This window comes from Nocardioides oleivorans (assembly GCF_004137255.1).
Taxonomy (GTDB): domain Bacteria; phylum Actinomycetota; class Actinomycetes; order Propionibacteriales; family Nocardioidaceae; genus Nocardioides; species Nocardioides oleivorans.
The window spans coordinates 2,746,195-2,766,727 of record NZ_SDWT01000001.1 but is presented as its reverse complement, the minus strand read 5'-3'; the positions used below and the strand labels follow the sequence as shown (position 1 = coordinate 2,766,727).

At 71.4% G+C, this 20,533-nt stretch carries 20 protein-coding genes; 10 read left to right on the top strand and 10 right to left on the bottom strand.

Translation table 11 applies throughout. From position 1 onward, the window contains the following. Positions 1-41 precede the first annotated feature (41 nt). Complete coding sequence (locus tag EUA93_RS13260; RefSeq protein WP_129400563.1) at positions 42-641, bottom strand: mycothiol-dependent nitroreductase Rv2466c family protein; 600 nt, start codon at positions 639-641, stop codon at positions 42-44. Between the two features lie 61 nt (positions 642-702). On the opposite strand from EUA93_RS13260, the gene pepN reads away from it, so the two are divergent. Further along, positions 703-3,255, top strand: a complete 2,553-nt coding sequence (gene pepN / locus EUA93_RS13255; protein ID WP_129400562.1) for an aminopeptidase N — start codon at positions 703-705, stop codon at positions 3,253-3,255. A gap of 112 nt (positions 3,256-3,367) precedes the next feature. Here the strand turns inward: pepN and EUA93_RS13250 are convergent, their stop codons facing one another. Together EUA93_RS13250 and EUA93_RS13245 are read right to left on the bottom strand one after the other, a co-directional pair. Next, on the bottom strand, positions 3,368-3,751 hold the full coding sequence (locus tag EUA93_RS13250; protein ID WP_165355157.1) for a DUF5130 family protein: 384 nt from the start codon (positions 3,749-3,751) through the stop codon (positions 3,368-3,370). Next, positions 3,738-4,130 (bottom strand): hypothetical protein, encoded by a 393-nt coding sequence (locus tag EUA93_RS13245; RefSeq protein ID WP_129400560.1) that lies wholly within the window; start codon positions 4,128-4,130, stop codon positions 3,738-3,740. The genes EUA93_RS13250 and EUA93_RS13245 overlap by 14 nt, the downstream gene beginning before the upstream one ends. Before the next feature lie 30 nt (positions 4,131-4,160). Here EUA93_RS13245 and EUA93_RS13240 point away from each other — a divergent pair, with 30 nt between their 5' ends. Then, positions 4,161-5,246 (top strand): mechanosensitive ion channel family protein, encoded by a 1,086-nt coding sequence (locus EUA93_RS13240; RefSeq protein ID WP_242497364.1) that lies wholly within the window; start codon positions 4,161-4,163, stop codon positions 5,244-5,246. A gap of 25 nt (positions 5,247-5,271) precedes the next feature. Beyond that, positions 5,272-5,655 carry a globin gene (locus EUA93_RS13235; protein ID WP_207208682.1) on the top strand — a complete coding sequence of 128 codons (384 nt, stop codon included), beginning with the start codon at positions 5,272-5,274 and terminating at the stop codon, positions 5,653-5,655. Here EUA93_RS13235 and EUA93_RS13230 read toward each other — a convergent pair. Next, the gene (locus EUA93_RS13230; RefSeq protein ID WP_129400559.1) at positions 5,652-6,497 is read right to left on the bottom strand and encodes an acyl-CoA thioesterase; all 846 of its coding nucleotides are present in this window, start codon (positions 6,495-6,497) and stop codon (positions 5,652-5,654) included. The genes EUA93_RS13235 and EUA93_RS13230 overlap by 4 nt on opposite strands. 136 nt (positions 6,498-6,633) lie before the next feature. Further along, positions 6,634-6,816: a hypothetical protein gene (locus EUA93_RS13225; RefSeq protein WP_129400558.1), complete on the bottom strand. Its 183-nt coding sequence runs from the start codon at positions 6,814-6,816 to the stop codon at positions 6,634-6,636. Between the two features lie 151 nt (positions 6,817-6,967). Between EUA93_RS13225 and EUA93_RS13220 the strand changes: the two genes are divergently transcribed. The 3 genes from EUA93_RS13220 to EUA93_RS13210 all read left to right on the top strand — a co-directional run bounded on the left by EUA93_RS13220 (position 6,968) and on the right by EUA93_RS13210 (position 9,371). Continuing rightward, complete coding sequence (locus EUA93_RS13220) at positions 6,968-7,564, top strand: TetR/AcrR family transcriptional regulator (protein ID WP_165355156.1); 597 nt, start codon at positions 6,968-6,970, stop codon at positions 7,562-7,564. 62 nt (positions 7,565-7,626) lie between these two features. Further along, positions 7,627-8,841 (top strand): acetyl-CoA C-acetyltransferase, encoded by a 1,215-nt coding sequence (locus EUA93_RS13215; RefSeq protein WP_129400556.1) that lies wholly within the window; start codon positions 7,627-7,629, stop codon positions 8,839-8,841. A 35-nt stretch (positions 8,842-8,876) separates the two neighbouring features. Next, a complete protein-coding gene (locus EUA93_RS13210; RefSeq protein WP_090967423.1) occupies positions 8,877-9,371 on the top strand; it encodes a MarR family winged helix-turn-helix transcriptional regulator in 495 nt (164 codons plus the stop codon). Between the two features lie 88 nt (positions 9,372-9,459). On the opposite strand, the gene ettA is transcribed toward EUA93_RS13210, so the two are convergent. After that, positions 9,460-11,142, bottom strand: a complete 1,683-nt coding sequence (gene ettA, locus EUA93_RS13205; RefSeq protein ID WP_129400555.1) for an energy-dependent translational throttle protein EttA — start codon at positions 11,140-11,142, stop codon at positions 9,460-9,462. A 136-nt stretch (positions 11,143-11,278) separates the two neighbouring features. Between ettA and EUA93_RS13200 the strand changes: the two genes are divergently transcribed. Further along, positions 11,279-11,800, top strand: coding sequence for a SigE family RNA polymerase sigma factor (locus EUA93_RS13200; protein WP_129400554.1), 522 nt, complete (start codon positions 11,279-11,281; stop codon positions 11,798-11,800). Beyond that, positions 11,797-12,684, top strand: coding sequence for a hypothetical protein (locus tag EUA93_RS13195; RefSeq protein WP_129400553.1), 888 nt, complete (start codon positions 11,797-11,799; stop codon positions 12,682-12,684). The genes EUA93_RS13200 and EUA93_RS13195 overlap by 4 nt, the downstream gene beginning before the upstream one ends. A gap of 15 nt (positions 12,685-12,699) precedes the next feature. Here the strand turns inward: EUA93_RS13195 and EUA93_RS13190 are convergent, their stop codons facing one another. From EUA93_RS13190 to EUA93_RS13175, 4 genes are all read right to left on the bottom strand, one after another. After that, positions 12,700-13,128 (bottom strand): single-stranded DNA-binding protein, encoded by a 429-nt coding sequence (locus EUA93_RS13190; protein ID WP_129400552.1) that lies wholly within the window; start codon positions 13,126-13,128, stop codon positions 12,700-12,702. Positions 13,129-13,287: 159 nt separating this feature from the next. After that, entirely contained in the window at positions 13,288-14,943 is a 1,656-nt protein-coding gene (locus tag EUA93_RS13185; RefSeq protein WP_129400551.1) for a YfjP family GTPase, read from the bottom strand. Positions 14,944-14,985: 42 nt separating this feature from the next. Then, complete coding sequence (locus EUA93_RS13180) at positions 14,986-16,740, bottom strand: GTPase domain-containing protein (protein ID WP_242497363.1); 1,755 nt, start codon at positions 16,738-16,740, stop codon at positions 14,986-14,988. Further along, entirely contained in the window at positions 16,737-17,855 is a 1,119-nt protein-coding gene (locus EUA93_RS13175; protein WP_129400550.1) for a PrsW family intramembrane metalloprotease, read from the bottom strand. The genes EUA93_RS13180 and EUA93_RS13175 overlap by 4 nt, the downstream gene beginning before the upstream one ends. 106 nt (positions 17,856-17,961) lie before the next feature. Here EUA93_RS13175 and EUA93_RS13170 point away from each other — a divergent pair, with 106 nt between their 5' ends. Both EUA93_RS13170 and EUA93_RS13165 read left to right on the top strand, forming a co-directional pair. Further along, positions 17,962-19,365 (top strand): aminopeptidase P family protein, encoded by a 1,404-nt coding sequence (locus EUA93_RS13170; protein ID WP_242497362.1) that lies wholly within the window; start codon positions 17,962-17,964, stop codon positions 19,363-19,365. Positions 19,366-19,376: 11 nt separating this feature from the next. Continuing rightward, on the top strand, positions 19,377-20,483 hold the full coding sequence (locus EUA93_RS13165) for a methyltransferase domain-containing protein (protein WP_242497361.1): 1,107 nt from the start codon (positions 19,377-19,379) through the stop codon (positions 20,481-20,483). The last annotated feature ends 50 nt before the right edge of the window (positions 20,484-20,533 follow it).

Here is a 20,533-nt window from a genome sequence, read left to right as displayed (position 1 = left end):
CCCGGGTGGCGCCCGTGATCACCTGAGGTCGACGCGGACGGTCAGGAGAAGTCCAGGTCGCCGGTGCGGGTGCGCTTGAGCTCGTAGAAGTACGGGAACTTCGCGACGGCGACGCAGCCGTCCCACAGCTCGCCGGCCTCCTCGCCCCGCGGGATCTTCGAGAGCACGGGGCCGAAGAACGCGGAGCCGTCGATGTGGATCGTCGGCGTGCCGACGTCGTCGCCGACCGCGTCCATGCCCTCGTGGTGGCTCTTCGCGACCGCCTCGTCGAGCGACTCGTCGTCCCATGCCTCGATCAGCTCGGCGGGCAGGCCGACGTCGGCGAGCGACGCGGCGACGGTCTCCTTCGACAGCTCCTCGCCGTTGTTGTGGCGGCGGGTGCCGATCGCGGTGTACCAGTCGCCGAGGGTCGCGTTGTCGTGCTCCTGGGCGATCTTGATCGCGACGCGCACGGGTCGCTCGGTGCCCTGGAGCATCTCGCGGTAGCCCTCGGGGATGTCCTTGTCCTTGTTGAGGTACGCCAGCGACATCACGTGCCACTGCACATCGATGTCGCGGACCTGCTCGACCTCGCGGATCCAGCGCGAGGTGATCCAGGCGAACGGGCAGAGCGGGTCGAACCAGAGGTCAGCGGTAGCCATGACCACCACAATCGCGCACCGGCCGGGTCTATTCCAGCGGCCCGGTGGCAGGATGCCCCTCATGCCTGGAACCAACCTCACCCGCGACGAGGCCGCCGCCCGCGCCACCCTGCTGGACGTGACCTCGTACGTCGTCGACCTGGACCTGACGGGCGCCACGAGCGCCGACCAGTCGACCTTCGCCTCCGTCACCACGCTCGAGTTCACCTGTCGCCAGCCGGGGTCGAGCACCTTCGCCGACCTGGTCGCGCCGAGCGTCCGCGAGATCACCCTCAACGGGCGCTCCCTCGACCCCGCGACGGCGTACGCCGACAGCCGCATCGCGCTCGACGACCTCGAGGCGACCAACACGCTCGTCGTGACCGCCGACTGCGCCTACTCCAACACCGGCGAGGGCCTGCACCGCTTCGTCGACCCCGCCGACGACCGCGTCTACCTCTACAGCCAGTTCGAGGTGCCCGACGCCCGCCGCGTCTTCACCACCTTCGAGCAGCCCGACCTCAAGTCGGTCTTCACCTTCAACGTCACCGCCCCCGCCGAGTGGGTCGTCGTCTCCAACGCCGCGACCCCCGAGCCCACGCCGGTGAGCGACGGCGTCGCGGTGTGGAGCTTCCCGACCACCAAGAAGATGTCGACCTACATCACCGCGATCGTCGCGGGTGAGTACCACGGCGAGTTCGACACCTACGAGGGCAAGTTCGGCTCCATCCCGCTCGGCCACTACTGCCGCCAGTCGCTCAAGGAGCACATGGACACGGCCGAGCTGGTCAAGCTCACCAAGCAGAGCTTCGCGTTCTTCGAGGAGCAGTTCGACTACCCCTACCCCTTCGGCAAGTACGACCAGCTCTACGTCCCCGAGTACAACGCCGGCGCGATGGAGAACGCCGGCTGCGTGACGCTGCGCGACGAGTACCTCCCTCGCAGCCGCCAGGCACGCTCGTTCTTCGAGTTCCGTGCCTCGGTCATCACCCACGAGATGGCCCACATGTGGTTCGGCGACCTGGTCACCATGAAGTGGTGGGACGACCTCTGGCTCAACGAGTCGTTCGCCGAGTGGGCCTGCTACTGGTGCGAGGCCAACGCCACCGAGTTCGACGACGCGTGGACCGGGTTCGCCAACGCCCGAAAGCAGACCGGCTACCGCGCCGACCAGCTGCCCTCGACGCACCCGATCGCGGCCGACAACGTCGACCTCCACGCCGTCGAGGTCAACTTCGACATGATCACCTACGCCAAGGGCGCCTCGGTGCTCAAGCAGCTCGTCGCGTGGGTCGGCATCGACCCGTTCCTCGAGGGGCTGCGCGCCTACTTCCGTGAGTGGGAGTACGGCAACCCCGAGTTCAAGGACCTCCTCGCCACCCTCGAGAAGTCGTCCGGCCGCGAGCTCCAGGGCTGGGCCCAGGAGTGGCTGCAGACCGCCGGGGTCAACACGCTGACGCCGCGCTTCGAGCTCGACGCCGACGGCGCCTACTCCTCGTTCTCCGTCGAGCAGTCCGCGCACCCCGACTGGCCGACGCTGCGCCGGCACCGCCTCGGCATCGGCCTCTACGACGAGGTGGGCGGCCGCCTCGTGCGCCGCGACTACGTGGAGATCGACGTCGAGGGCGCCAGCACCGACGTCGCCGAGCTGGTCGGCGTCACGCAGCCCGCCCTGCTGCTGCTCAACGACGAGGACCACGCCTACGCCAAGATCCGACTCGACGAGCGCTCGATGGCGACCGCCATCTCGGCCCTCTCGACGTTCGACGACTCCCTCCCCCGCGCACTCATCTGGGGTGCCGCGTGGGACATGACGCGCGACGGCGAGATGCGCACCCGCGACTGGGTCGACCTCGTGCTCGCCAACATCGGCGCCGAGACCGACGCCTGGGCCGTCACCCGGATCCCCGCCTCGACGGCCCTGTCCGTCGCGTTCTACTCCGACCCGGCGAACCGTGACGCCCTGTCGGCGCAGTGGGAGTCGGGACTGCGCGAGCTGCTGCTCGCCGCCGAGCCGGGCAGCGACCACCAGCTGACCTTCGCCAGGTCGTACGCCGGTGCCGCCCGCAGCGACGCGGCGCTCGACGAGCTGATTGGCCTGCTCGACGGCTCGTTCGTGGTCGAGGGCCTCGAGATCGACCAGGACATGCGCTGGGGCCTGATCACCGCGCTGGCCAGGTCGGGTCGCTTCGGCGACGCCGAGATCGACGCCGAGCTCGAGGTCGACAAGACCATCTCGGGCATGGAGCAGGCGGCCGCCGCCCGCGCCTCGCAGCCGACGCCGGAGGCCAAGGAGGCCGCCTGGAACGCGATCCTCGACCCGACGACGCCCAACGAGACCGCGCGCGAGATCTCCTTCTCGATCTTCCGCTTCGGCCAGGAGGACGTCCTCGAGCCCTACCTCGAGAAGTTCCTCACCGCCTCGGAGACGCTCGTCGACGTGCTCGGTTTCCACAAGGCCTCGACGGTCCTCGAGTACGGCTTCCCGAAGGCCCTGGGCTCCGCCGCCACCCTGGCCCGCCTCGACGAGTGGCTCGCCGACAACAACGCGCCCAAGCAGGCGCAGCGCTACATCGGCGAGGCCCGCGCCGACATCGCCCGGGCGCTCGCCGCCCAGGCGCACGACAGGAGCTGATCGACGTACACCTACGAGCCCCTCCCCGCGAGTGATCGCGGGGAGGGGCTCGTGCGTTGACGGGGAGCTACCTCGGCCACCGCGCGAGCGCGCGCGAGCGGAGCGGGCGTACCTACGCGTGGAGGGTGTTCTGCGGGCGGGCGTGCTCGGCGAGCATCGTGATGCCGCGCTGGAGGCCGGCGAGCAGGCTGCCCGAGGCGAACTCCGACGACATGGCCAGCACGGCCAGCTCGACCTCGCCGTCGCTGAGGTGACGGCGTACGTCGCCACCGGTGACGACCTCGATCACCCGGCGGCGCGGGTCCACGAGGACCATGACGCTGCGCGAGGGCGCGACGAGGCGGTTGTGCAGGCGGGTGGCCCAGGCGCGGGTGTCGTCGCCCTGCGCGGGACCGACGTAGACGGAGAACTCGAAGCGGCTGGACTGCTCGGCGATCCGGATGGTCCGGTCGAGCGCCAGCCGGTCGGCCTCGGTCAGCGGCTCACCAGCGGCCACTTGCGCCGCCTGCCCGCGAGTCCTCACCGTCGGCCGCGGGCAGCTCGGCGATGCCCTGGCGCGGGCCGCCGATCCACTGACCGGTGCCGTCGACGGCGTCGTGCTGGGGCAGGAGCTTCTCGCCGCGCACCATGGCCGGGAGGTAGATCAGCACCCCGATGACGATGAACAGCGCGAGCGGCGCACCGAGGTAGAGGCCGAGCGCGTGCAGCGCGTCGGGTGCGTAGTGGACCTCCTCGCCACCCCAGCCCTTCGGCACGTCGGCGCGGGCCGGCGCGGCCACCAGGGCCAGCACGGGAGCGGAGGCCAGGACGGAGGCCAGCGACAGGCGTCGGAGACCTCTGCGGGACGAGCGGGGACGGCTGACGTGCGTGCTCACGAGGACAAGGCTATCTGCATACTGGCGGGCATGCCTCACCCCCTCATCACCCCGATCATCACTGTGACCGAGGTCTCCGGGAGCGGGACCACCCACATCAACCCCATGGCCACCTGCGCGAGCGACGAGTGGCTGTGCAACTGGGTCCTCGACAGGACCGGCAACCAGCCGCTGGCCAACGTCGCTGACTGGGTCGTCGGCAAGCCGAGCGCCCTGGTCGGACTGGTCGTCATCGGGCTCCTCGTCCGGTGGCTGCTCCACCGGGTCATCGACCGCGTGGTCCGGCAGGCCGAGGTCGGCATGCTGCCCGACCGGCTCAGCCGCGCCGTCACCGGTGGCAAGGTCGCCGGCCGGGTCGGTGCCGCCCTGAACCTCGGCGAGGACGCCGGCTACACCCGACGCGTGCAACGCGCGGCGACCATGGGGTCGCTGCTCAAGAGCATCGTCACCGGCGTCGTGTTCGCCGTGATCGCCCTGATGTTCATCTCCGAGCTCGGCTACGACATCGCACCGCTCATCGCCAGCGCGGGCATCCTCGGCGTGGCCCTCGGCTTCGGCGCCCAGACGCTGGTGAAGGACTTCCTGTCCGGCATCTTCATGATCTTCGAGGACCAGTACGGCGTGGGCGACGTCGTCGACCTCGGCGAGGCCTCCGGCACCATCGAGGCCGTCAGCCTGCGGGTGACCCGCCTGCGCGACGTGAACGGCACGGTCTGGTACGTCCGCAACGGCGAGGTGCTGCGCGTCGGCAACATGAGCCAGAACTGGGCCCGCACCGTGCTCGACGTGACCGTCGGCTACACCGAGGACCTGGTCAAGGTGCGCCAGGTGCTCGAGGAGGTCGCGCACTCCCTGTGGGACGACGAGGACTTCACTGGCCAGATCATCGAGGAGCCCGAGGTCTGGGGCGTGGAGTCGCTCGGCGTCGAGGGCATCGTCATGCGGGTGACCCTCAAGACCGCCCCGCTCCAGCAGTGGGCCATCGCCCGGACCATGCGCGAGCGGGTCAAGGCACGCTTCGAGGCGGAGGGCATCAACCTCGCGGTCGCCCAGCGCGTCACGTGGCAGCAGAGCGCCCCGTCGGCGGCCTCCGGGGAGCCCACCGAGAAGTCCTAGGACCCCAGCCGTGACAATGGGTCACGTGACCGACACGTTCTACGACGAGATCGGCGGCGAAGTGACGATCCGCACGATCGTGCACCGCTTCTACGAGGGCGTCGCCGGTGACGAGCTGCTGCGCCCGATGTACCCCGAGGAGGACCTCGGGCCGGCCGAGGAGCGCTTCACGCTGTTCCTCATGCAGTACTGGGGCGGCCCGACGACGTACTCCGACAACCGCGGTCACCCGCGCCTGCGGATGCGGCACGCGCCCTTCCGGGTCACCCCGGCCGCCGCCGACCGGTGGCTGGTGCACTTCCGGGCGGGCCTCGACGCGGCAGCGCTGCCGGCCGAGCAGGACGAGCGCTTCTGGGACTACGTGACGCACGCGGCCCAGTTCATGGTCAACACCCTCGACGAGGTCTAGCCCGTCGCCGCTGCCCGGAAGGTGTCCGGCACCGGCGTCGGCCGGCCGGTCTCGTTGTCCATGCAGACCCCGACCACCCGCGCGCGGGCGAGCACCTGGTCGCCGTCGCGCACGACCGACTCGAACACGACCGACGTGCTGCCGATCCGGGAGACCCACGTGCGGCAGTCGTAGGGCTCCGGCCGGAACAGGATCGGGCGCTTGTAGTCGACGTCGGTCTGGGCGACCACGAGGTGGAAGCCCTCGCCCAGCTCTCGCCCCTGGGCGACCATCAGCTGGATCCGCGCCTCCTGGAAGTACTCGAAGTACTTCACGTTGTTGACGTGCCCGTAGACGTCGACGTCGCTGAAGCGGACGTGGACGTCGTACGCGCCTCCCGGCACGTCGACCGGCTCGGGGGCCGCGGGCGGGCGGACCGGCTCATCGGGCTCGAGCAGGCGGCCGAGCGACTCCTTCTCCTCCGGGTGGAGGCGGCGCGGGCGCTCGGTGGCGAAGACGTAGGGCGTCAGGACGGTGCGGGCGCGCAGGTAGACCGTGCGCTCCCCCACCTCGTCCTCGGAGAACACCTCGTAGGCCATCGTGAAGCTCGCCGCGCGGATCTCGGTGACCCAGCACTCGATCGAGACCGGCTCGAAGCTGAAGGTGAGCGAGGAGACGTAGCTGACCTCGTGGCGCACGACGACCACGCCCTCGGCGAGGTCCTCGCTGCGGCTGTCGGGGGCGTGGGTGCGGAACATGTCCACCCGCGCCTCCTGGAGGTAGTCGACGTAGGTGACGTTGTTGACGTGGCCGAGCAGGTCGAGGTCGGCCCACCGGAGCGGGCAGCGGTAGAGATGGCGCACGCCCCGATCGTCGCAGAGTCGGACGATCGGGGCGCGGCGTGATCCCCGGTCAGCCGGGGATCCATCAACAGGTCGGCCGTTGCAGTGCCTGACATGTTCAGTGATCCCCGGTCAGCCGGGGATCACTGGGAGGTGGTCAGTGGGCGAAGTGGAGACGGCCGTAGTAGGTGGGGATGGACTCGCGGCGGCTGACGCGGTCACGGCGGGTCTCTCGGAGCGTGGCGGGGACCGCGACCGCGGCCAGCGAGATGGCGGCCAGGGCGGCGATGCCGACGACGACCAGGAGGGTGATGACGGCGGAGGTGTCGATGAGCTGCATGATCGGGTTCCTTTCTACAGGTGAAGAACTTCTACGTATGTAGAAAGCATACGCTTCTACGGCTGTAGTACAACCCGGATCGGTAGTGTCCTGCGTCACGAGGCGCCGAACGCCTCCCCCCCTTGCCCACGCCGACCCCCGGAGGAGAGCCGTGAGTCCTGCGACGGAGGAGCTGTCGCCGCGTCGTCGCGAGATCCTGGCCGCCGCGACCACCGTGCTCGCCCAGCAGGGCAACCGCGGCCTGACTCACCGGGCGGTCGACCGCGAGGCCGGCCTCGCCGAGGGCAGCTCGTCGGCGTACTTCCGCACGCGCGAGGCGCTCATCGGCGCCCTCGGGGACTTCGTCGCCGACCGGCTGGCCGGCGACGTGCAGGCACTCGGCGTACGGCTCGCGTCCTGTCCCGGCGACCACGAGCGAGCGGTCGCGGAGGTGTCGCGGCTGTTCTCGCGCTGGCTCGAGCAGCCCGACCTGCTGGCCGCACGCCTCGAGCTCACCGTCGCCGCGACGCGCGACCCCCGGCTCGCCGAGCGGTTCACCCAGTGGCGCGACGACCTGGTCGCGATGGTGCGCGAGGTGCTGAGCGGGGCCGGCACGAACGACGGCACCACGGCCGAGACCCTCGTCGCGGCGCTCGACGGCGTGCTCCTGGCCTCGCTGCTGCTGCCCGCGAGGCGTCGACGCGGCTTCGTCAGCGACAGCGTCGAGCAGCTCCTCACCGGCCTGGGCGGCGACCCCGACACTCCCTGATCGCGGACGTCCGGACTAGGGTGCAGATGACAGTTGTGACCGACGAGTAACCGGAGTTCTCCATGCCCGAGGCAGTGATCGTTTCCGCAGCGCGCACCCCCATCGGCCGGGCCAACAAGGGCTCGCTGAAGGACTTCCGACCCGACGACCTCACCGTGCTCGCGGTGCAGGCCGCGCTCGACAAGGTCCCCGACCTCGACCCCGCCACCATCGAGGACCTGCTGCTCGGCTGCGGCCTCCCCGGCGGCGAGTCCGGCAACAACATGGCCCGCGTCGTCACCACCCTCCTCGGCCTCGAGGTCCCCGGCGCCACCGTCACCCGCTACTGCTCCTCCTCGGTGCAGACCACCCGGATGGCCTTCCACGCGATCAAGGCGGGCGAGGGCGACATCTTCGTCTCCGCCGGCGTCGAGACCGTGTCCCGCTTCGCGAAGGGCACCTCCGACCACATCCCGGGCACCCGCAACCCGCTCTTCGACGACGCGAATGCCCGCACGGACGAGTACGCCAAGGGCGGGCAGGACTGGCACGACCCGCGCGAGGACGGCCTGCTCCCCGACATCTACATCGCGATGGGCCAGACCGCGGAGAACGTCGCCCGCCTGCGCGGTCTCGACCGCTCGGAGCTCGACGAGTTCGCCGTCCGCTCGCAGAACCTCGCCGAGAAGGCCATCGCCGACGGCTTCTGGGAGCGCGAGATCACCCCCGTCACCACCCCCGACGGCACGGTCGTGACGAAGGACGACGGCCCCCGCGCCGGAGTGACGTACGACGCCATCGCCGGGCTCGACCCGGTGTTCCGCCCCGACGGAGTCGTCACGGCCGGCAACTGCTGCGCCCTCAACGACGGAGCCGCAGCCGTGGTGATCATGTCCGACACCAAGGCAGCCGAGCTCGGCCTCACCCCGCTCGCCCGCATCGTCTCCACCGGCGTCTCGGGCCTCTCCCCGGAGATCATGGGCCTCGGCCCCGTCGAGGCGACGAAGAACGCCCTCAAGTACGCCGGGATGTCGATCGGCGACATCGACCTGGTGGAGATCAACGAGGCCTTCGCCGCCCAGGTCGTGCCGTCCTACCAGGACCTCGGCATCGACCTCGACCGCCTCAACGTCAACGGCGGGGCCATCGCCGTCGGCCACCCCTTCGGCATGACCGGCGCCCGCCTGCAGAACACGATGCTCAACAGCCTCGACTGGCACGACAAGTCGACCGGCCTGATCACCATGTGCGTCGGCGGCGGCCAGGGAATGGCGATGATCCTGGAGCGCACGGCCTGAGCCGTTCGACGGCCCGGCAGCACTAGGGTGCATCCATGACCTCCGAGGGGGAGCCGCGCTGGCTCGACGACGGCCAGCAGCACGCGTGGCGTGCCCTGATGATGGGCATGACCCTGCTCGAGGAGCGGCTCGACGACGACCTGCGCCGTGAGTTCGGCATGTCTCTGACCGAGTACGAGGTGCTCGTGCGCCTCTCCGAGCGGACCGGGCGCGCCATGCGGATGGCCCAGCTCGCCGACGCGATGGCCCACTCACGCAGCCGCGTGACGCACACCGTCGCGCGCATGGAGCAGGCCGGGTACGTCACCCGCGGGACGACTCCCGAGGACGGCCGGGGGGTCGTGGCGACCATGACCGAGTCCGGCTACGACCTGCTCGTGCGTGCCGCTCCCTGCCACGTGGAGAGCGTGCGGCGCAACATCCTCGACCTCGTCCCCGAGGCCGACTTCGCCGCCGTCGGTCGGGTCTTCGACGCCGTCGCCGACCACCTGGTCAACCGCCACCCGGAGTCGGAGATCCGGCAGTCCTGAACAGGGCGGTCACCGGATATCCGGTGACTCCCCCGCTTGTCGGCCTGGATCCGGGCCGACAAGCGGGAGACTCGGGTGCACAGCTCGATCAGTCGCGCGTCAGGCGGCGGTGCGTGACCCGGTGGGGGCGTGCCGCGTCGATGCCGAGGCGCTCGATCTTGTTCTCCTCGTAGGACGCGAAGTTGCCCTCGAACCAGAACCACTTGGCCGGGTCCTGGTCGTCGCCCTCCCACGCGAGGATGTGGGTGGCCACGCGGTCGAGGAACCACCGGTCGTGCGAGGTGACGACGGCACAGCCCGGGAAGTCGAGCAGCGCGTCCTCGAGCGAGGACAGGGTCTCGACGTCGAGGTCGTTGGTGGGCTCGTCGAGGAGCAGCATGTTGCCGCCCATCTTCAGCGTCAGCGCGAGGTTGAGGCGGTTGCGCTCACCACCGGACAGCACGCCGGCCTTCTTCTGCTGGTCGGGCCCCTTGAAGCCGAACGACGCGACGTACGCGCGGCTGTTCATCTCGAAGTTGGCGACCTTGATGAAGTCCAGGCCGTCGGAGACGACCTCCCAGACGTTCTTGGTGGGGTCGATGCCGCCGCGGCTCTGGTCGACGTAGGAGATCTTCACGGTCTGGCCGACCTTGAGGTCGCCCTCGTCGGGCTCCTCCTGGCCGGTGATCATCCGGAAGAGGGTGGTCTTGCCGACGCCGTTGGGGCCGATCACGCCGACGATGCCGGCGCGGGGCAGCTTGAAGGAGAGGTCGTGCATGAGCGTGCGGCCCTCGAAGCCCTTCGCGAGCTTGTCGGCCTCGAGCACGATGTCACCGAGCCGCGGACCGGCCGGGATGTTGATCTCGGAGGTGTCGATCTTGCGCATCCGGTCGGCCTCGGCCGCCATCTCCTCGTAGCGCGCGAGGCGCGAACGGCTCTTGGTCTGGCGGGCCTTGGCGTTGGAGCGGACCCACTCCAGCTCCTTCTCGAGCATCTTGGCGCGCTTGGCGTCCTTCTGGCCCTCGACCTTGAGGCGGTCGCGCTTGGTCTCGAGGTAGGTCGAGTAGTTGCCCTCGTAGCCGTGGATCTGGCCGCGGTCGACCTCGGCGATCCACTCGGCGACGTTGTCGAGGAAGTAGCGGTCGTGGGTGATCGCCATGACGGCGCCGGGGTAGGTCTTGAGGTGGCCCTCGAGCCACTGGACGGACTCGGCGTCGAGGTGGTTGGTCGGCTCGTCGAGGAGCAGCAGGTCGGGCTGCTCGAGGAGCAGCTTGCACAGCGCGACGCGGCGGCGCTCACCACCGGAGAGGTTGTCGACCAGCACGTCCGGCGGCGGGCAGCGCAGCGCGTCCATGGCCTGGTCGAGGCGGCTGTCGAGGTCCCACGCGTTGGCGTTGTCGAGCTCGGTCTGCAGGTCGCCGGTCTCCCGCATGAGGGCGTCCTGGTCAGCGTCGGGCTCGCCCATCTCCATGTAGGCGTCCTCGAGGCGCTTCATCTTGCCCTTGAGCTCGGCGACGGCCTCCTCGACGTTCTCCAGGACGGTCTTGCCCTCGGTCAGGGGCGGCTCCTGCTGGAGCATCCCGACCGTGGCCTCGGGGTCCTTGATCGCGTCGCCGTTGTTGGCGTGCTCGAGCCCGGCCATGATCTTGAAGAGCGTGGACTTGCCAGCGCCGTTGGGTCCGACGACGCCGATCTTGGCACCGTGGAGGAACGAGAGGGTGACGTTGTCGAGGACGACCTTGTCACCATGGGCCTTGCGCACGTTGCGCAGTGTGAAGACGTACTCAGCCATGCCCGCGAGCCTACGGGGAACGGCCGTCGCGCGGACAATCGCGCCTACGCTCACCGCAGCGTGAGACCGATCGTCGTGCCACCGCGTCGAGCAGGGTGATGGCCTCCAGTCGGGGGGCCTGCCGAGAGGGGGATCGATGCGAGGAAGCGCCAGCGTCGACGAGGAGTTCACCTCGTTCGTCGCCTCGGCCTCACCGCAGCTCCACCGCAAGGCGTGGCTGCTGACGACGTCGTCGGCCGCCGCGGAGGACCTGCTGCAGTCCGCGCTCGCCAAGGCGTACGTCAACTGGCGCAGGGTCAGCGCGGCCGACGACCCGACGGCCTACGTCAGCGGCATCGTCCTCAAGACCTTCCTGAGCGACCGGCGGCGCCGCAGCAGCACCGAGGTCGCGGTGGCAGAGGTGGACGACTGCCAGGCGGTGCCCGACGACGCCGCCCTGCGCCTGACCCTGCTGGCCGCGCTTCGCACGCTCGCACCGCTGGACCGCGCCGTCGTGGTCCTGCGCTACTGGGAGGACCTCTCCGTCGAGGAGACCGCCCAGACGCTCCACCTGAGCAGCGCAGCGGTCAAGAACCGCGCGCTGCGATCACTCGCCGCGCTGCGCACCCAGCTGGGAGACGCACGCGAACCGATCCTGTCCCCGGAGGCCCACCGATGACCGTCCACCGCCCCGACCACCTCCCCGTGCCCGAGACCGACGAGGCCTTCGTCCGCGAGGTCCTCGACTCCGCGATGGCGCGCACCCGTCCGCCGTACGACCTGTCCACCGCGGCCCTGGTCCGCGGCCGCCGGCTGCGCATCCGCCGCCGGATCGGCATCACCGGCGCGATCGTCGCTGCGAGCGCGGTCGCGGCGGTCGCGGTGCCGTGGGCGTGGGGCGCCGACGACAGCCGGACGACCGACGCGAGCCGGATCGTCGCGACCGATCCCCCGGCCCCCCGGCCGCAGGACCTGCCCGGCTGGTGGGACATGCCCGCGACCGAGATGGTCAGCACCGTGGAGGCGATCCTCCCGGACGAGGTGACCGTGACCGCCCCCGGGCCGCTGGAGGCGGACACCCCCGAAGGAGGACCCGCCGCAGGGTGGATCAACGCCCACCTGGCCGCGCCGGCCGGGCCCGGCCGGCTCAACGTGATGCTCTACCGCGATCCCTACTCCTTCGTGGTCGCGACCGACCCGACGATGCCCCTGGGCGACGGCAGCAACCCGAGCAGCAGCCAGGGTCCGGTGGAGATCACGCCGGACAGCGAGCCCGACCGCACCAGCTGCGACGAGGCGTTCTCGGGGCGCACCGAGTGCGTGCAGATCCGCGACGAGTCGGGCACGGTCGTCGGGCGCCGACTCACCAACCGGTGGGGCGGCACCGTCGTCAACGAGGTCGTGCTCGCCCGTGACGGCGGCATCGTCTACGCCGCCAGCGCGAACACGATCGAGGAGAAGTGGGATGCCGGCTCACCGACCACCGCGCCCCGGCCGCCGATGACGCTCGACGAGCTGGAGGCGCTCGTCCGCAACGACGCGTGGGTGTCGTACCGCCCCTGAGCACCCGCGCCGGCCTCAGGCAGCCACCTGGTCGGCGGCCTGGGCCGCGGGCTCGGCCGCGACCGGCTGCTCCTCGATCCGCACCTCCGGCGACACCGGCTTCGTGAAGCGCGAGGTGCCGTGGGACAGGTCGTGCCCGACGCTGCTGGCCACGACCTCGTAGGAGGTCTGCTGCTTGCCGTCGCGCTCCCACACGTCGGCGACCAGCCGGCCGTGGACCACGACCGGGTCGCCGCTGCTCAGCGAGTCGGCGACGTGGCGGGCCAGCCGGTTCCACGCCTTGACGGTGTGCCACGAGGTGGTGCCCTTGACCCACTCTCCGTCGCGGTAGTGGGTGGGCGTGCACGCGACGCGGAAGGACGCGACCGAGCGGCCCTCGGCGAGCTCGCGGTGGGTGACCTCGCCGCCGATCCAGCCGGTCAGGGTGATCTGGGTGTCGTACATCGCTGCGCTCCTGGGATGGGCGGCGGTGGATCCGCCGCGGTGACCCAAGGCTCCACAGCGCGACCGACAGTTCCCAGCCCCGCGACCGCGAGGCTGTGGACAACGGTGGAGGGGAGCCGCCTGTGGACGGTTCGCGGCCCACGATCGGGCCGGGAGGGCTCAGCGCAGGGCGACTGCGAGCCCCTCGCGCACCTCGGCGTAGGACGCGAGCTCGGCCTGGATCGGGGCGACGACCAGCTCGGCCGACACCTCCGAGATCGCGTCGCGCAGCCGCTTGTCGGCGGTGCGCGCACGGGTCTTCGCCGTGGCGGCGACCAGCCACCGGCACACGAGGGCGAGGAGGAGCCCGAGCACCACTCCCCCGACCAGGAGCAGCGTCGGCAGGGGGAACGACCCCACCGACGGCGTCGGCGGCTCGGGGACGCGGGCGTAGGTCCCGAGCGCCAGCACGCCCAACCAGACGGCACCGACGATCGCGGAGATGATCAGGACGTACTGCAGGAACCGCACCAGCCCGGCCCAGGCCGGGATCCGGTCGGCGCCGAGGTCGGTCCGGCCCACCGCTTGGTCGAGCCGGTCGCCGAGGTCGGGCAGCCGCGAGATCGATGCGGCGCGGACCGCACCGGCCCAGGCCGGGGCCATGCCCTCGCCGACCTGGTCGGCCAGGGCGCGCACCTCGGTGTCGACGCGGGCGCGCTGCACACCGGTCGCCTGCGGGACGGACGTGCGGGCCGCGCCCGTCAGCTGCTTGCCGGACGCCCCGAGGTCGAGGTGCAGGCGCTTGAGCGGGTCGGGCTTGAGCCGCGAGAACCACGCCGTGACCGGCCAGCCGGTGGCGCGGTTGGCGCGCAGCCGGGTGGAGTCGCCGACCGCCTTGACGACCGTGGGCACCCCGGCGGCCTGGGCGAACGCGTCGTCGAGCGCGGCGACGCGCTCCTTCGACAGGGTCGGCACCTTCCCGGCACCGGCGGCGTCCTGCAGGCGCTGGGCGGCGGACTTCACGTCGGCCTCGAGTCGCGAGCGGGTGACCTTCTTCTCGGCCACGCGCTTGGCGATCATGCCGCGGAGCTCGTCGATGCCTGTGCCCTGGCGGGCGCTGACCGGCAGCACCGGGACCCCGGGCAGGCCGTCGGCCTCGAGGAGACGGCGTACGTCCTCCACCATCGCGTCGCGGCGGTCCTCGGGCACGGTGTCGATGTGGTTGAGCACGACGAGCATCACCTCGGCGTGGCCGGCGAGCGGCTTGAGGAAGCGGTCGTGGATGGCGGCGTCGGCGTACTTCTGCGGGTCGAGGACCCACACCATCATGTCGGCGAGCTCGACGAGCCGCTCGACCTCGAGGTGGTGGGAGACCTCGGTGGAGTCGTGGTCGGGCAGGTCGAGGAGCACGACCCCGCGCATCTCGACGTCCTCGTCGGCCTTCGACAGCATCGAGTCGCGGGTGACCTGGTGGCGCGCGGGGATGCCGAGCCACTCGAGGAGCTCCTCGGCACCCTCCTTGCCCCAGACGACCGCGGTGGCCCACGAGGTGGTGGGGCGACGTACGCCGACCGCGGCGAGCTCGAGCCCGCTCAGCGCGTTGAAGGTCGAGGACTTGCCCGACCCGGTCGCACCGGCGAGGGCGACCACCGTGTGGTCGGCGGACAGCTTGAGCCGGCCGGCGGCTCGGGAGGCGACGGTGGTGACGTCGTCGACCACGGCGTCGTCGACACGACCGCGCGCCGCCGCTGCGGCGCGCTCGAGTCCGTCGACGCGCGCGCCGATGTCAGAGCTCCTGGTGACCAGCTTCTTGGCCCCTTCGAGCAACGACGTCATTTCTCCCTCACGGTCCGGGTGGTGGTGCTTCCACCCTTAACCCTAGGGGGCGGGGTCACCATCGTCCGACACCTGGGGCACCGGCGTACCGGGGTGGGTCGCGGCGTAGCGCAGGTCGTCGACCTTGCGGGCCGCCGACCGCATCCGCTCGGGCGTCTCGGGCGTCACCTGGAGGCTGTCGAGGAGGTCGGTGTAGCGGCGTCGCTCGCCGTCGAGGAGGTCGCCCATCTGCGCCTCGAGGCGCTGGCGGGCGCGTTCGGCGAGGGAACGGACCGCCTGGTCGCCGAAGACCGCCTCGAGGAGCTTCTGGCCGAGAACGGCCGATCCGCCGGCGATGCCGACCTCGGCCCCGCTGACGCCCGCGGTGTGGGCGAAGACGACGACCATGAGGGCGACGGAGAGGCCGTTGACCCCGAAGGCGAGGAAGCGGGCGGTCGAGCGCTTGTCGGCGCCCTCCTGCCGCACCATGTCGAGCACGTCGCCCTGCCAGTCGCGCACCGCGCGCTCGGCCTTGCGGCGGAAGTCGCGCGACGCACGCCCGAGGTCCTCCCCCGCCTCGGCGAGCAGTGCCTGGCCGGCGACCGTCCCGCGCCACGACGCCTCGGCTCGCTCGGCGGCGGCCTCGGCGTGCTCGAGGATCAGGGTCTCCAGGCCGGACTCGACCGCGACGGTGACCCGCTCGGCCTGCTGCGGCTTGCCCTTCACCGCGTTGACCACGCGGTCGCGGATCCAGCCGACCTTCGTCTCGAGGGTGCGGAGCAGCTCGCCGGTGCCGACGAACTCCTGCCAGCGCGCGAGCACCTCCCCGCGCAGCAGGGTGCCGTCGGCGGAGGCCTCGCCGACCGCGGTCACGGCGCGGTCGTAGGCCGCGTTGGCGTCGTCGCGCAGGCGGCGCACGGCCTCGATCTGCTCGGTCTCGGCGTCCGCCACGGTGTGGGTACGACGACCCATGGTGCGGATGGCGCCGTCGAGGGTCTGCTGGACGACGGCCTGGCGCGCCTCCTGGTCCTCGGCGAGGGCCTGGAGCCACGTGCGGATCTCGATCACCGCGCTGGATGGCAGCAGCCCCATGTCGGAGACCTCGCCCTCCACGACGCTGAAGAGCGGGGAGTCCTTGAGGCCGCGGCTGGCGAGCATCCGGGCGAGGTGGGTGGAGATCGTCGCGACGGCGTCGGCGGGCGTGCGGTCGAGCACGATCGCCACCGCGGCCGAGCGCTCGGCCGCCTTGCGGAGGAAGTCCCACGGCACCTGGTCGGCGTACCGGGCGGCCGAGGTGACGAAGAGCCAGAGGTCGGCCGCGGCGAGGAGCTGCGCGGCGAGCAGCCGGTTGCGCTCCTCGACGGAGTCGATGTCGGGGGCGTCGAGGATCGCCAGGCCCGGTGACATCGCGGTGGACGCGACCAGCTGGAGCGCCTCCGGGTCGTTGGTCTGGCGGTCGACGCGCTCGAGCTCGGGCAGCAGCCGGTCCTGGCCGAACCACTTCGCGTCGTCGGGGTGGTGCACCAGGACGGGCGAGCGGGTCGTCGGGCGGAGCACGCCGGGGATGGTGACCCGGGTGCCGATGAGGGAGTTCACGAGCGTCGACTTGCCGGCGCCGGTGGACCCGCCGACGACCGCGAGCAGCGGCGCGTCGAGGGTCATGAGCCGCGGGATGACGTAGTCCTCGAGCTGGTCGACCATCTCGTCGCGGCTGGCGCGCTGCTCGGCCGCACCGGGCAGCTCGAGCGGCAGGCGCGCCTCGTGCAGCACGCCACGCAGCCGGACCAGCGCGGTCACCATTGCCGTGTTCTCGCTCATCGGGTGGGCACCACCTGTCCGGGGAAGGAGATGTAGGGACGGATGCGCCGCAGCTCCTCGACGTGCTCCTGCCCGCGGACGGGGAAGTCGTCCGGAGCGGTGCCGCGGAGGTAGCGGTGGTGGAGGTAGCCGAGCTCGATGGCGGCCGCCTGGTAGCCGCGCATCGCCCGCTCGCCCTGCTGGCCGGCCTGGGACCTGGCCCAGCGACGCGCGTGACGGCGGGCGGAGAGGTCGACGAGCCACGGGATGTCGGTCGCGGGGAGCAGACCGCGGGCGGCGGCGTCCTGGAGCGCCTGGGTGAGCAGCGGTCGCTCGGAGCGGCGGCGGTAGACGGCGAAGGCGACGACGCCCAGGAAGGCGGGGAACATCAGCGTGCCGTAGACCACGAAGAAGTGGCCGGTGCCGGAGAGCGTCGAGGAGTTCCACACACCGTGGAGGAACGCCGCGATCGCGAAGCCGGCGAGCGGCGCGAGGAGGCGCACCCACCACTGGCGGGACGCGATCGCGAGTCCCACGCCGATCCCGATGAAGACGGTGAAGAACGGGTGCGCGAACGGGCTGACCAGGCAGCGGATGATGAAGGTGCCGGTCAGCGCCTCGGTGCCGCCGGGGCCCAGCCCGCTGGTGCCGTCGTAGGCGGCGGCGAGGTAGAGGATGTTCTCGGTGTAGGCGAAGCCGATGCCGACCATGCCGGCGTAGACGATGCCGTCGAGGACCCCGTCGAGCTCGTGGCGCCGCCACCACAGGAGGAGCAGGAGGAAGGCGCCCTTGGTCGCCTCCTCGGTCAGCGGGGCGACCACCGCGAGGCTGTCCCGCTCGCTCGCGCCACCGGCCATGCCGATGCCCTGGAACACCAGGGCGGCCGCAGTGGCCACGAAGGCCCCCCACAGCAGTCCGGCGACGAGCAGGTTGCGCGGCTCGGGCTCGTAGCGGTCGAGCCACATGAAGCAGCCGACCAGCGGCCCGACGGGCACGGCGGCGAGCACCGCGGCGAGCGCCAGGGACCCCGGCGCGCCCGAGAGCGCGATGACCAGCGCCATCGCAAGGGCACCGAGCAGCACCAGGATGCCCACCACGACGGTGAAGGCAACACTGTCGCGACGGCCTCGATGCATGCCCGAACCCTAACGGAGCAGGGACGCTCATCACGTCGCGCGCACCCCTGCGGGGGAGCACCGGCTGCCGTCGTACCCACGCGTCGCAGCGTCGTACAGTGGCCGGGTGAGCGAGCCGACTGCCGAGACCCCCGCCGAGACCGTCGCCGAGACCGCCACCGGCGGCGACCAGCCGAAGACCGAGTCGCACGACCCGGCGGTCCCCGCGGCCTACGCCGCCTTCATGCGCGAGGGCTGGGGCGACCGGCCGCTCGACGTGCCGCGGCACCCCGTCGCGGACCTCGCGGCCGCACGGCGCGCGAAGCTCGCGGAGGCCTTCCCCGACGACCGGCTCGTGCTCCCCGCCGGCACCTACAAGGTGCGCGCGAACGACACCGACTACCGGTTCCGGCCCGACACCGCGCACACCTACTTCACCGGCAACCAGACCTCCGACGCCGTGCTGGTCGTCGAGGACGGTGAGTCGGTGCTCTACGCCCGCCCGCGCTCGGAGCGCGACACCGACGAGTTCTTCCGCGACCGGCAGTACGGCGAGCTGTGGGCCGGACGCCGCCCGTCCGCGCAGGAGATCTCCGAGTCCCTCGGCATCGAGGTCCGCCACGTCAAGGACCTCCCCTCCTGGGACGACGACCGCAAGACCCGCGACGTCACGAAGGACGAGGACCTCGCCCGCGTCGCCGACGAGCTCCGCCTGGTCAAGGACGACTGGGAGGTCGGCGAGCTGCAGGAGGCCTGCGACATCACCGCGCTCGGCTTCGAGGACTCGGTCCGCGAGTGGGACCGGGTGCGCGAGTTCGGCGAGCGCTGGATCGAGGGCACCTTCTTCCGTCGCGCCCGCGCGATGGGCAACGACATCGGCTACGACTCCATCTGCGCCGGCGGCTCGCACGCGACGACGCTGCACTGGATCGACAACACCGGCTCGATCGAGCCCGGCAGGCTCGTGCTGCTCGACATGGGCGTCGAGGGCCACAACCTCTACACCGCCGACGTCACGCGGACGCTGCCCGTCGACGGCACCTTCACGCCGTTGCAGCGCGAGCTCTACGACCTGGTCCAGGCCGCGCAGCAGGCCGGCATCGACGCCGTACGCCCGGGGGTGCCGTTCCTGGCCGCGCACAACGCCGCGATGGCGGTGCTCGCCCACGGCCTCGAGGGGATGAAGCTGCTCCCGGTCACCGCCGAGGAGGCGCTCGACCCCGAGTCGAAGGTCTACGCCCGCTGGACGCTCCACGGCACCTCGCACATGCTCGGCATGGACGTGCACGACTGCGGTCGGGCCTCGGCCGACATCTACCCGAAGGGCGAGCTGGCCGAGGGGATGGTGCTCACCGTCGAGCCCGGCCTCTACTTCCAGGAGGACGACCTGCTCGTCCCCGAGGAGCTGCGCGGCATCGGCATCCGCATCGAGGACGACATCCTCGTCACCGCCGACGGCAACCGGAACCTCTCCGCCTCGCTCCCCCGCACGTCGGCCGACGTCGAGGAGTGGATGGGGCGTCTCCGCTGACGCTGTCCACGGTGATCGAGTGTCGCCACTACGACTCCTTCGAGTGCCGGTCGTGCAGCCTGCTCGAGGTGCCGCGAGCCCGCCAGCTCTCCGACAAGGAGGCGCACGCCCGCTCGCTCGTGGACTCGCCCGTGTGGCTGCCGACGGTCGCCGGTGACGACGCGGGCTTCCGCAACAAGGCCAAGATGGTCGTCGGCGGCACAGTCGAGGCGCCGACCCTCGGCATCCTCGACCGGGACCTGACGGGGGTCGACCTGCGTGACTGCGGCCTGCACTCCCCCGGCATGACGGCGGCCCTCGACCGCATCGCCGCGTGGATCCGCACCACGGCCCTGACGCCGTACGACGTCCGCGCGCGGGCCGGCGAGCTCAAGCACGTCCTGCTGACCGAGTCACCAGACTCGGAGCTGATGCTGCGGCTGGTGCTGAGGTCGACCGCGCTCGAGGCGCGGGTCCGCTCCCGGCTGCCGGAGCTGCGGGAGGCGGTGCCGGGGCTGCGGGTGGTCTCCCTCAACATCCAGCCCGAGCACAAGGCGGTCCTCGAGGGCGAGCGCGAGATCGTGCTGACGCCGGAGACGACCATGCCGATGCGGCTGTCGACCGGACGGACGCTGTGGCTGGGTCCGCAGTCGTTCTTCCAGACCAACACCTTCGTCGCGGAGTCGCTCTACGAGCAGGCCCGCGCCTGGGTGGGCGACCTCGACGTCACCCGCATCTGGGACCTCTACTGCGGTGTCGGCGGGTTCGCGCTGCACCTGGCGGGACCGGGTCGCCAGGTGGTCGGCGTCGAGGCCTCCGGCGAGGCGATCCGGTCGGCCCTGGACGCCCAGGTCGCCGGCGCCGCCTTCGTGGCGGCCGACGCCACGGCGTGGGCGCTCGAGCAGGACGACGTCCCCGACCTCGTCGTCGTCAATCCGCCCCGGCGCGGCATCGGCGCCGACCTCGCAGGGTGGCTCGAGCACTCCGGCGTGCCCCACGTCGTCTACTCCTCGTGCAACGCCGTCTCGCTGGCCCGCGACCTGGCGCTGATGCCCTCGCTGCGACCGGTCGAGGCGCGGGTGCTCGACATGTTCCCGCACACCAGCCACTACGAGGTGATCGTGCTGCTGGAGCGCTAGGCCAGTTCCCGCGAAACCGTCACACCGGACCCCCGACGGTGCCATCGTCC